At 49.0% G+C, this 14,502-nt stretch carries 12 protein-coding genes; 3 read left to right on the forward strand and 9 right to left on the reverse strand.

From position 1 onward, the window contains the following. The first annotated feature begins 134 nt into the window (after nt 1-134). A complete protein-coding gene (gene suhB, locus P2G85_RS18065; RefSeq protein ID WP_275865466.1) occupies nt 135-938 on the forward strand; it encodes an inositol-1-monophosphatase in 804 nt (267 codons plus the stop codon). 152 nt (nt 939-1,090) lie between these two features. On the opposite strand, the gene secF is transcribed toward suhB, so the two are convergent. The 6 genes from secF to P2G85_RS18095 all read right to left on the reverse strand — a co-directional run bounded on the left by secF (nt 1,091) and on the right by P2G85_RS18095 (nt 8,146). Then, a complete protein-coding gene (gene secF / locus P2G85_RS18070; RefSeq protein WP_275865467.1) occupies nt 1,091-2,038 on the reverse strand; it encodes a protein translocase subunit SecF in 948 nt (315 codons plus the stop codon). 14 nt (nt 2,039-2,052) lie between these two features. Beyond that, nucleotides 2,053-3,909 (reverse strand): protein translocase subunit SecD, encoded by a 1,857-nt coding sequence (gene secD / locus P2G85_RS18075; protein WP_275865468.1) that lies wholly within the window; start codon nt 3,907-3,909, stop codon nt 2,053-2,055. A 21-nt stretch (nt 3,910-3,930) separates the two neighbouring features. After that, on the reverse strand, nt 3,931-4,260 hold the full coding sequence (gene yajC, locus P2G85_RS18080) for a preprotein translocase subunit YajC (RefSeq protein ID WP_275865469.1): 330 nt from the start codon (nt 4,258-4,260) through the stop codon (nt 3,931-3,933). A gap of 164 nt (nt 4,261-4,424) precedes the next feature. Further along, a complete protein-coding gene (gene tgt, locus P2G85_RS18085) occupies nt 4,425-5,558 on the reverse strand; it encodes a tRNA guanosine(34) transglycosylase Tgt (protein WP_275865470.1) in 1,134 nt (377 codons plus the stop codon). 167 nt (nt 5,559-5,725) lie between these two features. Next, nucleotides 5,726-6,778 carry a tRNA preQ1(34) S-adenosylmethionine ribosyltransferase-isomerase QueA gene (gene queA / locus P2G85_RS18090; protein ID WP_275865471.1) on the reverse strand — a complete coding sequence of 351 codons (1,053 nt, stop codon included), beginning with the start codon at nt 6,776-6,778 and terminating at the stop codon, nt 5,726-5,728. A 222-nt stretch (nt 6,779-7,000) separates the two neighbouring features. Continuing rightward, the gene (locus P2G85_RS18095; protein WP_275865498.1) at nt 7,001-8,146 is read right to left on the reverse strand and encodes a serine protease; all 1,146 of its coding nucleotides are present in this window, start codon (nt 8,144-8,146) and stop codon (nt 7,001-7,003) included. 309 nt (nt 8,147-8,455) lie between these two features. On the opposite strand from P2G85_RS18095, the gene P2G85_RS18100 reads away from it, so the two are divergent. Further along, nucleotides 8,456-8,914 carry a CBS domain-containing protein gene (locus P2G85_RS18100; protein ID WP_275865472.1) on the forward strand — a complete coding sequence of 153 codons (459 nt, stop codon included), beginning with the start codon at nt 8,456-8,458 and terminating at the stop codon, nt 8,912-8,914. 68 nt (nt 8,915-8,982) lie between these two features. Here the strand turns inward: P2G85_RS18100 and aceA are convergent, their stop codons facing one another. The 3 genes from aceA to P2G85_RS18115 form a co-directional block, all read right to left on the reverse strand. Then, the gene (gene aceA, locus P2G85_RS18105; protein WP_275865473.1) at nt 8,983-10,293 is read right to left on the reverse strand and encodes an isocitrate lyase; all 1,311 of its coding nucleotides are present in this window, start codon (nt 10,291-10,293) and stop codon (nt 8,983-8,985) included. 125 nt (nt 10,294-10,418) lie between these two features. Continuing rightward, complete coding sequence (gene aceB / locus P2G85_RS18110; RefSeq protein ID WP_275865474.1) at nt 10,419-12,047, reverse strand: malate synthase A; 1,629 nt, start codon at nt 12,045-12,047, stop codon at nt 10,419-10,421. Between the two features lie 605 nt (nt 12,048-12,652). After that, nucleotides 12,653-13,558 (reverse strand): hydrogen peroxide-inducible genes activator, encoded by a 906-nt coding sequence (locus P2G85_RS18115; protein ID WP_275865475.1) that lies wholly within the window; start codon nt 13,556-13,558, stop codon nt 12,653-12,655. Nucleotides 13,559-13,758: 200 nt separating this feature from the next. Between P2G85_RS18115 and P2G85_RS18120 the strand changes: the two genes are divergently transcribed. Further along, nucleotides 13,759-14,367: a peroxiredoxin C gene (locus P2G85_RS18120; RefSeq protein ID WP_275865476.1), complete on the forward strand. Its 609-nt coding sequence runs from the start codon at nt 13,759-13,761 to the stop codon at nt 14,365-14,367. The last annotated feature ends 135 nt before the right edge of the window (nt 14,368-14,502 follow it).

Genomic DNA, 14,502 nt, shown 5'->3' on the forward strand with positions numbered 1-14,502 from the left:
GCTCACGCTGGGATGTTGAGCCGGATCCTCCCCTCACCTTTCTCGTTTAAAAATTAACCACTTCCTTTTTTATCAATCTCTGGTATACTCGCCGCCGCTTTAAATTGTTCTTTAACATCCGTTGGGAAATTCGTATGCATCCAATGCTAAACATTGCTATTCGCGCTGCGCGAAAAGCAGGCAATCATATTGCTAAATCTTTAGAAAACGCAGATAAAGTTGAGTCTAATCTAAAAGGCACTAATGACTTTGTTACAAACGTAGACAAAGAAGCAGAAGCTATCATCATCGATACCATCAAGCACTCTTACCCAGAGCACTGTATCGTTGCTGAAGAACAAGGTCTTATCGAAGGCAAAGATAAAGACGTACAATGGATCATCGACCCACTGGATGGCACCACTAACTTTGTAAAAGGTTACCCTCACTTCTCCGTTTCTATCGCAGTTCGCATCAAAGGCAAAACTGAAGTTGCCTGTGTATACGATCCTATGCAGAACGAACTCTTCACTGCACAGCGTGGTGCCGGTGCACAGCTTAACAATGCCCGTATCCGTGTAGAACAGCTTAAAGACCTGCAAGGCACTGTACTGGCGACGGGTTTCCCATTCAAACAGAAGCAACACTCTGAATCATTCATTAAGATCATTGGTTCTCTGTTCACTGAGTGTGCTGACTTCCGTCGCAGTGGTTCAGCGGCGCTTGACCTATGTTACGTAGCGGCAGGCCGTGTGGATGGTTACTTCGAGCTAGGCCTGAAACCATGGGATATGGCTGCAGGTGAACTTATCGCTCGCGAAGCTGGCGCAATCCTGACTGACTTTGCCGGTGGTACTGACTACATGAAGTCTGGCAACATTGTGGCTTCAAGCGCTCGTGGCGTGAAATCGATGCTTAAGCACATTCGCGAACACGGCAACAGTGCGATCCTTAAATAAGATCCTAAGGTCATCCTAAGCCCGTCACGCTGATGACTTTCGAATAGCCCCGCTCATTGAGCGGGGCTTTTTTATACCAAGCTGGCTAAGTAGGTGTTCAGATACAAAAAAACCGCTGATGATTCAGCGGTTTTGTTTTTGGGTTCTCTGCCTTATGGCATCTCGTCGAACTCTGCCCCTTCTTTTTCTACTTGAGGCGGCATCAGGTGCTCTTTCTGGATACCCAGTTTCAGCGCCAGTGCTGATGCAACATAAATAGAAGAGTAAGTACCAACGGTAATACCAAGCAATAGTGCAGTGGCAAAGCCATGGATCATTGCTCCGCCTTGCATAAACAGGGCGATAACCACGAACAATGTCGTACCTGATGTGATCAACGTACGGCTCAATGTTTGGGTAATTGAGCTGTTCATGATTTCAGCAGGCTCACCTTTACGCATTTTACGGAAGTTTTCACGGATCCGGTCGAATACAACGATGGTATCGTTAAGCGAGTAACCCACTACGGTCAGCAGTGCCGCCACAATAGTCAGGTCAACCTCAATCTGCATGACAGAAAAAACACCCAGCGTAATGATGATATCGTGCGCCAGAGCCATTACCGCACCTGCCGCAAGACGCCACTCAAAGCGCATCGAGACGTAAATCAGGATACAGATCAATGAAACCAGGATCGCCAAACCACCCGCTTCGGTCAGTTCATCACCCACATTAGGGCCAACAAACTCAATCCGGCGCATTTCAACGCTTTTACCGGTACCTTGTTGGATTGCACCAATGATCTGGTTACCCAGTGTCTCACCCGATACATCATCACGTGGACGAAGGCGCACCATAACATCACGCGCACTACCAAAGTTTTGTACCGTGGCATCACCAAAACCTTTAGCTTCGAGTGACGTACGGATCTCTTCCAGGTTTGCCGGCTGTTCAAAGCCCACTTCAATCAGCGTACCACCGGTGAAGTCCAGGCCCCAGTTTAACCATTTGGTTGACAGCGTGAACAGCGAAGCGGCAATCATGACAATTGACAAAACGAATGCCACTTTTGACCAACGCATGAAGTCGATCATTTTCTCTGCTTTTAGAATTTGAAACATAATAATTCCCAGCCTTAGATCGACAGTTTATCAACACGTTTGCCACCGTACAGCAGGTTCACGATACAGCGTGTACCTACAATGGCAGTAAACATGGAGGTTAAGATACCGATAGATAGTGTTACCGCAAAACCTTTCACCGCACCGGTACCTACGGCAAATAGAATGATTGCCGTAATTAAAGTCGTGATGTTGGCATCGGCAATGGTACTGAAAGCGTTAGCGTAGCCTTGGTGAATCGCTTGCTGAGGATTGCGCCCATCACGCAACTCTTCACGGATACGCTCAAAAATCAGCACGTTGGCATCGACTGCCATACCGACCGTCAATACGATACCGGCAATACCCGGCAACGTCATCGTCGCACCAGGAATCATCGACATGACACCGATAATCAACACCAGGTTTGCCATTAACGCCACGTTGGCGATCAAGCCAAACTTGCGGTAGTAAACCAGGGTAAACAGCATCACGGCAACCATACCCCAGATACAGGCCTGAATACCCATATCGATGTTTTGCTGACCCATTGACGGACCGATGGTACGCTCTTCCACGATCGAAATCGGAGCAATCAATGCACCGGCACGCAGTAGCAGCGCCAGGTTATGCGCTTCAGCCGCCGAATCGATACCGGTGATACGGAAGTTACGCCCCAACGCCGACTGAATCGTCGCCTGGTTGATCACTTCTTCATGCTTATCAAGGATCACTTTGCCTTCCGGTGTACGACGACCACTGTCTTTGTACTCGGCAAATACGGTAGCCATCAGTTTGCCGATGTTCTGTCTTGAGAACGCCGACATCTTATTACCACCTTCGCTGTCGAGCGAGATGTTCACCTGAGGGCGGCCATATTCATCCACACTTGAACTGGCATCGGTAATGCTGGCACCGCTGAGGATAACGCGTTTTTTCAGTACCACAGGACGGCCGTCGCGATCCTGCTTGATTTCACTGCCTGCCGGCGCACGGCCACTGGCCGCTGCAGCAAGATCCGCTTTGTCATCGACTTCGCGGAATTCCAGCGTTGCCGTCGCACCAAGGATTTCTTTAGCGCGCGCAGTATCTTGTACACCCGGCAGTTCAACCACAATACGGCTTGCGCCCTGGCGCTGAACCAGCGGCTCTGCCACACCCAGTTCATTCACACGATTACGCAAAATGGTAATGTTCTGCTCAACCGCATAGTTGCGGATTTCTTGCAAGCGCTGCTCGGTAAATGTAGCGGTCAAAGCAAAACGGCCGTTCGAATCAGCCTCGACAAAAGTCATGTCCGGGTGGTTCTTTTCTAAGGTGCGTTTGGCTTGAAGCAACTGGTCTTCGTCACGCAGCAACACTTCTACCGCTTCCTTACCAGACGGACGAATCCCGCGATAACGGATCTTGGCTTCACGCAATTCACTACGGAACGCTTCTTCCTGTTGCCCAATCAGCTTTTCCATCGCCGCGTCCATGTCCACTTCCATCAGGAAATGAACACCACCACGCAGGTCGAGACCGAGTTTAAGTGGCGAGGCACCGATGCTTTCCAGCCAGTCAGGTGTTGACGGTGCTAAGTTAAGCGCAACAATCTTGTCTTTGCCTAGCGCTTCATTGACCACATCACGGGCACTGATCTGGGTATCAGTATCATTGAATCGAACCAGAATTGACCCATTTTCCAGGGCAATTGATTTATGAGAGAGTTGCTCTTTTTCAAGAGCAGCGGTGACAGCATCCAGCGTTGACATATCTACAGAGGCGCCACGCGCCCCTGTAACTTGAATAGCCGGATCTTCACCGTAAAGGTTTGGAAGCGCGTACAACGCAGCGATGATAATGGCAAACATTACCATCAGGTACTTCCACAACGGATAACGGTTTAGCACAGCGAGGATCCTATAGCTGTTTTATAGAGATTTAAGCGTGCCTTTTGGTAGCACTGCAGTAACGAAGTCTTTTTTGATCACAACTTCATTGTTTGCATTCAGCTCAATGGTGATGAAATCATTATCTTCGGCAATCTTGGTGATTTTACCCACCAGACCGCCGCTGGTTAGCACTTCGTCACCTTTGCCCATGGAGGCCATTAGGTTTTTGTGCTCTTTAACACGTTTTGACTGTGGACGGTAGATCATGAAGTAAAAGATCACCGCGAACATACCTAGCATGATGAGCATTTCAAAACCGCCACCTGCTGGTGCGCCTTCTGCTGCTGCGTGAGCCTGAGAAATAAACATTAAAACATCCTCATTAATTTTTATTGATAATCCAACAAGTTGGGCTGTTGCATCATAGATTCAAGTCAGAGCTTTCGTAATAGAGATCGCTCTCTCAAAAATAGAATGCGTTTGCTTAAATAATTAGCAAAAGCCTCTGGCGCAGGGCCAAAGGCTTGGTATTGTTACTGTTTGCCTAACGGCGGCACTTCGCGGTTGCGGCGAGCATAAAACTCCTCAACAAACTCATCGAAGCGATCTTCCTCAATCGCGGTACGAATACTTTCCATCACACGTTGATAGTAGCGCAAGTTATGAATAGTGTTCAGACGTGCACCTAAGATTTCATTACAACGATCCAAATGGTGTAAGTACGACTTCGAGTAGTTTTGACAAGTGTAACAGTCACAATGCGGATCGAGCGGAGTTGTGTCGGTTTTATGCTTCGCATTGCGGATCTTGATCACACCTCCAGTCACAAACAGGTGACCGTTACGCGCATTTCGCGTTGGCATCACGCAATCGAACATATCAATACCGCGGCGTACCCCCTCAACCAAATCTTCCGGTTTGCCTACCCCCATCAGGTAACGAGGCTTATCTTCCGGCAGCTGTGGACAGGTATGCTCCAGAATCCGGTGCATGTCTTCTTTTGGCTCACCTACTGCCAGGCCGCCAACCGCATAACCGTCAAAACCGATCTTAGTCAGACCTTCGACCGAGACATCACGCAGATCTTCATACACACCACCCTGAACGATACCAAATAAGTTATTTGGATTGTCCAGTTTGTCAAAATGATCACGTGAACGCTGTGCCCAGCGCAAAGACATTTCCATCGACTTTTTCGCTTCAGCGTGTGTCGCCGGGTACGGCGTACATTCGTCAAAAATCATCACAATGTCAGAGCCGAGGTCTTTCTGGATTTCCATCGATTTTTCTGCATCCATGAAAATCTTATCGCCGTTGACCGGGTTGCGGAAATGCACCCCTTCTTCGGTGATCTTACGGATATCACCCAGACTGAACACCTGGAAACCGCCTGAATCGGTCAGGATTGGGCCGTGCCAGTTCATAAAATCGTGCAGGTCGCCATGCATTTTCATCACTTCCTGCCCCGGGCGTAGCCACAGGTGGAAGGTGTTACCCAGCAGAATTTCTGCGCCGGTGCCTTTTACTTCTTCAGGCGTCATCCCTTTAACCGTGCCGTAGGTACCCACCGGCATAAACGCTGGGGTTTGCACCGTGCCACGTTCGAAAGTCAGCTGACCACGACGCGCATTGCCGTTTTTCTTTTTCAAATCAAATTTTAGTTTCACGAAGCCTCCGGTGTCAGAGAAACAGTCTGACGATTATTTCAGGGTTATCACCCTATTTTAGGGAGCGGTCGCTCATCCATGCGAGAAATCGGGCAGCCATCTGCCCATTTCCTAGCCTACTGCTAGCACTCGTAAATTCTGTTTGTGTATTACCCCTCGCGATGGGGTTAACTGGTTTTCTTTTTAATGAACATCGAATCGCCATACGAGAAGAAACGATACTGGTTTTCCACCGCATGTTTATAAGCGTTCATGGTATTGTCATAGCCGGCAAACGCACTCACCAACATGATCAAAGTCGATTCCGGCAAATGGAAGTTGGTGATCAGGCAGTCCACTAGCTGATATTCGTAGCCAGGATAAATAAAGATTTCGGTATCACCAAAAAATGGCGCCAGTTCGGTACCTTTCTTTAATGCATCCTGTGCAGCACTCTCCAGCGAACGAACCGAAGTGGTGCCTACGGCGATGATCCGGCCTCCGCGCGCCTTGGTCGCATTGATGGCATCCACTACGCCTTGCGGCACTTCAACGTATTCCGCATGCATATGGTGATCATTGATATTGTCGACTTTAACTGGCTGGAAGGTTCCCGCCCCGACGTGAAGAGTCACGTAAGCAAACTCCGCCCCTTTGGCTTTGATTTTTTCCAGCAACACGTCATCAAAGTGCAGACCAGCAGTTGGCGCTGCTACCGCCCCCGGTTTTTGGTTATATACCGTCTGGTAACGCTCTTTATCCGCGTCTTCATCCGGACGATCGATATACGGCGGCAACGGCATATGGCCAATCTCTTCCAGGATCTCCAATACGGTTTTATCTGCGTCAAACTTCAGCTCAAACAGCGCATCATGACGCGCCACCATTTCCGCGGTGTACTCATCGTTCTCGCCGACAATAACGGTTGAACCCGGTTTAGGTGATTTAGAGCAGCGCACATGCGCCAGAATGCGTTTGTCATCCAGCATTCGCTCAACCAACACCTCTAACTTACCGCCCGATGCTTTACGGCCAAACATACGTGCCGGGATAACCCGGGTATTATTGAAGACCACCAGATCCCCCGGCTGAACTTGCTCCAGCACATCGGTAAAAGTGCCGTCTACCAGCTCACCGGTGTTGCCGTCCAGTTGCAGCAGGCGACTGGCGGTACGCTCTGGCTGAGGGTAACGGGCGATGAGTTCATCAGGAAGGTCAAAATGGAAATCAGATACTTGCATGTTACTTGTCTTATCGGTTGCTCATATTACATCGGGTCGACGAAAAAGGTGCGACGAGTTTTTCGCAGCAGACTAGTATATGTCGGCATATTGCAATAGCAAGTAAATCCCTGCAGATCACAGCAAAACCTGTTACCGAGAGTGTAATAAAACGTGAAAGGCGCGCAGAAGATAAAAAAGCAGCGCGTTGCGCTGCCTGGGAAAAGTGAATCGGATGAATTTTCAGGCCAGACGCCGGTGCCGCCCAAGCAACGCCACCAGCATCAGTAATACGGACATACCAACGCTGCCGCCTTCATCGCCTGAGCCGTTAAAATTGCAGTTATTGGTCGCAATACCATCGTAGCACTCGCCAGGACTGCTATCTTTGCTTTCTTTAATAAAATTAGGTTCGATAATGTAACTGCTCGGCGGCTGTTCTGCGGTGATGTAAGACTGAACCCAATCATAATGTTGGCTGACCTTAGTGTAGATGCTGGGGATAGTTAATGAACCACAGGTAGGCAACACCAAAGGCCCGCCACTGACAATACCAATTTGCTTTCCGGTAGCCACATCCACCAGTGGCCCGCCACTGTCGCCTGTACACGCCGAGTTACCATATTGGGTGCTGCTGGTAAGCCCCAAAGGCCGGTTAACCGTCGGTAATGTACAGATCTTGGTTTGATTCTGGCGAGATTCAATTAAACCTGGATAGCTGCTGCCAACCTCCAGTCGCTCATAGCACTTATCAATTGGCAGAAACGCTATCGTAGTGGTTTTCAGGGTTGTAGAAGGCTCCGATGCCATTGGCGTGGTAGACCCCCAGCCAAAAACCTGCACATTTGCCGTCCTTTGGTTGGTGGCGTAGTTATCGCTCCAGTCTGCAGCCAACCGGGCCTCGATATCGAGCATATCCGGTTTGGTCGCCAACTCCGCCAGGTTGGCGTTAGCGACCGGGCGGGTCAGGTAGAGCAGCGCAATGTCACTGTTTAAGCCGGTTTGGATTGGCTTGAAATTGCCATTGCCATCCGTTTCGGCTTTAGCAAAACGGGTATAGTCCGGATGTACGACAACATGAGACACCGGATAGTAGTTATCGATAGAGGTAATATCATGATCGGATACATTTGCTGTAACCGACAAGTCCCCCGGAGGGGTCACATAATAGCTATTTTCATCGGTCCCCTCTCCCATCACCACACAGTGCGCAGCAGTCATCACCCACTGCTCTGTCACCAAGGTACCACCACACATCTGAAATTCCGCCATATTGCTGGCGCGAATTGCCACACGTTCACCCGCGACAGGCTCCTCATCACCCAACACGATCGCCTCTGCAGGTTGCAGGCTCAGAGCGGCCACCATCACTAATAGTTGCTTGTACATAGTCATCAATTAATCCTTCAGCTGTGCGCAGCTTCCTCGAGCACTGAGCTGAATAAAACCAAGCCAAGCCAAATGTGCGATTCAACTCATTGGATTACATCCAGACTACCGTGAATATCAAAATAGAATGCCAACTGGCTCGCAGCGCAGCCAGCAAGCTCTTTTCGCCATAGGTTTCCCCTTGGCGAACCCCTGAAGACAACGGGCCAGATCGGAACTTTTTAATTAATGAAAAACGAGTTAGCTCCCAGATATAACGGAAATTTTTCTCTATATTTAGAGTAAAGGACAACGCCTTCGGAGGTCTCTATGATCAAAGTTGAAGATATGATGACGCGTCACCCACACACGTTGACACGCACGCACACCTTACGTGATGCTCAGGGGATGATGGAAGCGCTGGACATTCGACATATTCCGGTTGTGGATGCCAACAATCATTTGCAAGGGCTGGTTACCCAGCGTGACATCCTCGCCGCTCAGGAATCGACAGTGCACCCCAGCGAATCAGGGGCGTCTTTTACTCTGGATACCCCGCTGTTTGAAATGATGCATACCAACCTCATGACGGCCGAGCCGCGCGCTGGTTTAAAAGAGAGTGCGATTTATATGCAAAAACATAAGGTGGGGTGTTTGCCGGTAGTGAGAAAAGGAAGACTGGTGGGTATCATTACCGATACGGATTTTGTTACCATCGCAATTAACCTGCTGGAATTGCAAGAAGAAGTCGAGCCAGACGAGATAGAGCCCGACGAGGAAAAACTCTGAGCCTTCCATAACAATAAACAGAGCGGCAACTTGGCCGCTCTGGTTGTGCGTACTGCGTGCGCGATTGATTAGAACTGATCTTCTTCGGTCGAACCGGTCAGTGCCGTGACGGAAGAGTTACCGCCCTGAATGGTGTTGGTCATTCGGTCAAAATAACCGGTTCCTACCTCTTGTTGGTGCGCGACGAAGGTATAACCTTTTTCTGCCGCTTCAAACTCGGGTCGTTGAACTTTCTCAACATAATGGCGCATACCTTCACCTTGGGCATAAGCGTGAGCCAGTTCGAACATGTTGAACCACATGTTATGAATACCGGCTAACGTAATGAACTGGTATTTGTAGCCCATGTCGGCAAGCTCTTGCTGGAACTTAGCAATGGTTTCTGCATCCAGGTTTTTCTCCCAGTTAAACGAAGGCGAACAGTTATAGGCCAGCAGTTGATCCGGGTACTCGGCGTGGATCGCTTCCGCAAACTTTCTGGCTTCTTCCAGGCAAGGAGTAGCGGTTTCACACCAGATCAAATCGGCGTATGGCGCGTAAGCCAGGCCACGCGAAATCGCCTGGTCGATACCAGCACGTACGCGGTAGAAGCCTTCCTGAGTGCGCTCACCAATGATAAAATCTTTGTCATATGGATCGCAATCTGACGTCAGTAGATCTGCAGCGTTAGCATCGGTACGCGCGATAACCAGCGTTGTCGTCCCCGCGACATCGGCAGCCAAACGAGCCGCAACCAACTTTTGTACCGCTTCCTGGGTGGGCACCAGTACTTTCCCCCCCATGTGGCCACACTTCTTCACTGAGGCCAGTTGGTCTTCGAAGTGAACACCAGCGGCCCCGGCATCGATCATGGATTTCATCAGCTCATACGCATTCAGCACCCCACCAAAGCCGGCCTCCGCGTCCGCAACAATCGGCAGGAAGTAATCAATACCACCCTCATCTTCCGGTGACTTACCGGCTGCCCACTGGATTTGGTCCGCACGACGGAAGGAGTTGTTGATGCGCTTCACGACCGAGGGAACCGAGTCAACCGGGTATAGCGACTGGTCCGGGTACATGGTTGATGCGGTATTATTGTCTGCCGCAACCTGCCAGCCGGAGAGATAAATCGCTTCGATCCCGGCTTTCGCTTGTTGCACCGCCTGACCACCGGTTAAGGCACCAAGGCAGTTAACATAGCCTTTTTTGGCACTACCGTTGACCAGTGACCAGAGTTTATCCGCGCCCCGCTGGGCAACGGTGTTGGCCGGAACCATCGAACCACGCAGCTCAACCACTTCTTCAGCAGTGTAAGTGCGCTTAACATTTTTCCAGCGTGGGTTGGTCGCCCAGTCTTTTTCCAGAGCTTCAATTTGTTGGCGGCGAGTTAGTGTCATCGGTCTATCCCTCTGTTTTATTGGCAGCGTCAAAACGCGTGCCGTTTGAGTTGTCCATTTCTCCAGCAGTACATCCCTATCTGCTGCGAAAATCCTTCACGTATTGGTGATGTTGTTATCGGTCTTCAGTCCAGGTAGTCATAACCCGGAATGGTTAAAAAGTTGGTCAGTTGATCACTGGTAGTCAGCCTGGCCATCAAACTGGCAGCTTCTGCAAATCGGCCATTTTGATAACGCTCTTCGCCGACTTCTTGTTTCACCACTTCAATTTCCTCTTTCAGGTACAGCTCAAACAGTTCCTTGGTTACCGTCAGGCCGTTATCAAGAGTCTTGCCATGCTGAATCCATTGCCAGATAGAGGCGCGAGAAATCTCTGCCGTGGCGGCATCTTCCATCAATCCATAAATCGGCACACAACCGTTACCCGAGATCCACGCTTCGATGTACTGCAGAGCGACACGAATATTGTGGCGCATGCCTTGTTCTGAGCGTTCACCCTCACACGGCTCAAGCAACTCGGCAGCAGTAATAGGAGCATCCTGCTCACGGCTCACGTCAAGCTGGTTACTCCGCTCACCAAACGCTGCACTGAACACTTCCATCGCGGTATCTGCCAGGCCTGGGTGCGCCACCCAGGTACCATCATGGCCGTTCTCGGCTTCCAGCGCTTTATCGTTACGGATCTTATCCAGTACCTTTTGATTCTCTTGGGGATCTTTGGCCGGAATGAAGGCGGCCATTCCTCCCATCGCAAAGGCGCCACGTTTGTGGCAGGTGCGCACCAGCAGTCGCGAGTAAGCGTTCAGGAACGGCTTATCCATGGTCACCACCTGACGATCAGGCAGTACTCGCTCAGGGTGTTTCTTCAGTGTTTTGATGTAGCTGAAAATGTAATCCCAGCGACCGCAGTTGAGTCCAACAATATGTTCTTTAAGCGAGAACAAGATCTCGTCCATCTCAAATACCGCAGGCAGGGTCTCTATCAGAACGGTCGCTTTGATGGTGCCAGTATCTAAACCGAAGTACTCTTCGGTGAAATGGAACACTTCACTCCACCATTTGGCTTCCTGATGAGACTGCAGTTTGGGAATGTAGAAGTAAGGGCCGCTGCCCTTTGTCAGTAACGCCTGGTAGTTGTTATAGAAATACAGCGCAAAGTCGAACAACGCTCCGGGAATGCTTTCACCGTGCCACGTAACATGTTTTTCTTTTAAGTGCAGTCCGCGTACACGGCAAATCAATACTGCCGGGTCATCGGCCAGCTGATACTGCTGGCCAGTAGCGGGGTTGGTATAGCTGATGGTGCCGTTCACCGCATCACGCAGGTTGACCTGACCATCCAGCACTTTACTCCATGCCGGAGACATCGAGTCTTCAAAATCCGCCATAAACACTTTCACATTGGCGTTGAGTGCATTGATCACCATTTTGCGATCTGTCGGACCGGTGATCTCCACCCGGCGATCTTGCAGATCTTGCGGAATACCCAAAATCTGCCAGCTTCCTTCGCGGATATCTTGAGTTTCTGGTAAAAAATCCGGCAACTCTCCGCCATCAATACGGGCTTGCTGCTCTTCCCGGCCGCTAAGCAGTTGCTCAACACGTCCGGCAAACTTTTCACACAGCAAAGATAAAAAGGTTTGGGCTTCATTAGGGAAAATTGCTTGATGTTCAGGCAACAGGGTACCGTTCACTGCAAGCATGCCTTGGGTCTGCTGTGGTTGTTGTGTTTTTTGATCGGTCTGAGCAAGCATAATCATTCATCCTTAACGAGCTTCTTCATTGATAGCACAAAGCCTAAAACTACATTTGTAAGTTAAAAACAACAAATCACATCCTTAGATTTGATGGTCATCCGGCGTTTGCATGCCTATACATTGCGCAAGCCAGGCGGCTTTTGCAATCTAGACATAAGTATTACAAGCCTTTAATTAAGCTATACCAACAAGAATTTAAACGGAACCCCCAAAGTAAACAAAACGTTAAATTCAAAGTTTTATCCGGTATCAAACAAACCTTTGATTTTGAGCTCGTTTCTGTAAGTTATTACGTAATTAATTTACACAAATTTCTGATGTCGTGTCGAAATTAAAACAAGCGTATGAATAATGAGTCGAGGGAAAATCCCTTGTATTCACAAGGGCTGGCAGCGGGAAATCAAACGGCGCTTAAACAGAACTGACGGTGCAATGTGTAAAATTAACAATGTGAAATTTCACTATTTTATGAAATCTTCATGCAAGATTGTCTGTGAAATTTTACAAGTTAAAGTTTACCAATAGAATAAAATGCTAAAAAACGCACCTGTTACAGTGCGTTTTTGGAAAATTAAGCCCGGGGAGTCCGCTAATACTTATTGCTAAAGCAGTTCAGACACCACTTCTGCCAGTTGATTGAAAGTATTGATACGAGAGGAACTCGGTCGCCAAACCAAACCAATCTCGCGGTACGCTTGCTGGCCAGGTGGATCAATCACGACCAGATTCTGGTTGTGTAACAGCCCATGATCGATCGCCATCTGAGGAATAAAGGTAGTCCCTAACCCGTTTGCGACCATCTGCACCAGTGTATGTAAGCTGGTTGCCGTGAACGGATTAATTTTTTCTTTGTCGGTCAGCTTACAAGCCGATACCGCATGTTCCGTCAGGCAGTGTTCTTTTTCTAACAAGAATACAGACTCATCCGGCAGATCCGCATAGCGGATCGGCAGCGGCACAGAGTGCACTTGATTGGCACTGATCACCATCCGAAAAGGATCCTGCCCGACCACACAACTTTGCATGCCGTCGATTTCGACCGGCAGAGCCAGGATCAGTACATCCAGTTGGCCGTTACGCAGAGCCTGGAGCAAGTTGGTGGTGGTGTCTTCTCTGAGCAGCAGGTTCAGTTGCGGGAAACGATAGTTTACCTCTTGAACCAAATCACACAGCAAGAATGGGGCAATAGTAGGAATACAACCAACTTTCAGTTGACCTTGCATATCATCCCCCTGGCACAAACGCCCCAGCTCAACCAGATCTTGCCCTTTCGCTAACAGATCGCGTCCATGCTGCACCACCATCTCACCGGCTTGAGTAAAAACCAGTGGGCTTTTTTTGTCTTTCTTTTCGTACAAGGGACAGCCAATTAACTCTTCCAGGTTTTGTATCCCTTTGCTCAAAGTTGACTGACTGACAAAACAACGCTCGGCAGCATCGCTGAAATGTCGGGTTTCATGCAGTGTGACCAGATAGTGTAACTGCTTCAAACTGGGCCACTTATTCATAATTATGTCGGTTCCTTTCGCCGTAGTAGTGATCAGGATTCCAGTTTGAGTGTCATCGTTTTTTTCGATTAACTCAATCTATTTATTTCGCTTTTTTCAATACTACAATCTGTACTATAGTTTGTCTCGTACAAACACGGACCAAGCCCTGAATACTGTAAAACGGTTTGGAACTAAACATATTTTTTAGGAGCAATAAAATGGTACTAGTCGGTCGTCAAGCCCCTGATTTTACTGCAGCAGCTGTTCTAGGTAACGGTGAAATCGTTGAAAACTTCAACTTTGCAGAGTTCACGAAAGGTAAGAAAGCTGTAGTTTTCTTCTACCCACTAGATTTTACGTTCGTTTGCCCTTCTGAGCTGATCGCATTCGATAACCGTTACGAAGATTTCCAGGCAAAAGGTGTTGAAGTAATCGGCGTTTCTATTGACTCTCAGTTCTCACATAACGCATGGCGTAACACCCCGGTTGAAAACGGTGGTATTGGCCAGGTTAAGTACCCACTTATCGCTGACGTTAAGCACGAAATCTGCAAAGCGTACGATGTTGAACACCCAGAAGAAGGCGTGGCTTTCCGCGGCTCATTCCTAATCGACGAAGACGGTCTGGTTCGTCACCAAGTAGTCAATGACCTGCCTCTGGGCCGTAACATCGATGAGATGCTACGCATGGTTGACGCTCTAAACTTCCACCAGAAACACGGCGAAGTATGCCCAGCGCAATGGGAAGAAGGTAAAGCAGGTATGGATGCATCACCAAAAGGTGTCGCTGCATTCCTATCTGAGCACGCAGACGACCTAAGCAAATAATTGCTTAACAGCACCTAAGCTCAATAGGTGTGGCGGTTGGATATCAAATAATAAAGCAATAAGCTCGCGCAAAAAGCGCAAACGCCAATCAGTCGAAGTAAAGTCCTATCCAAGCCCGGAGCCCTGCTCCGGGCT

It is taken from the genome of Vibrio sp. CAU 1672, from assembly GCF_029223195.1.
GTDB lineage: Bacteria > Pseudomonadota > Gammaproteobacteria > Enterobacterales > Vibrionaceae > Vibrio.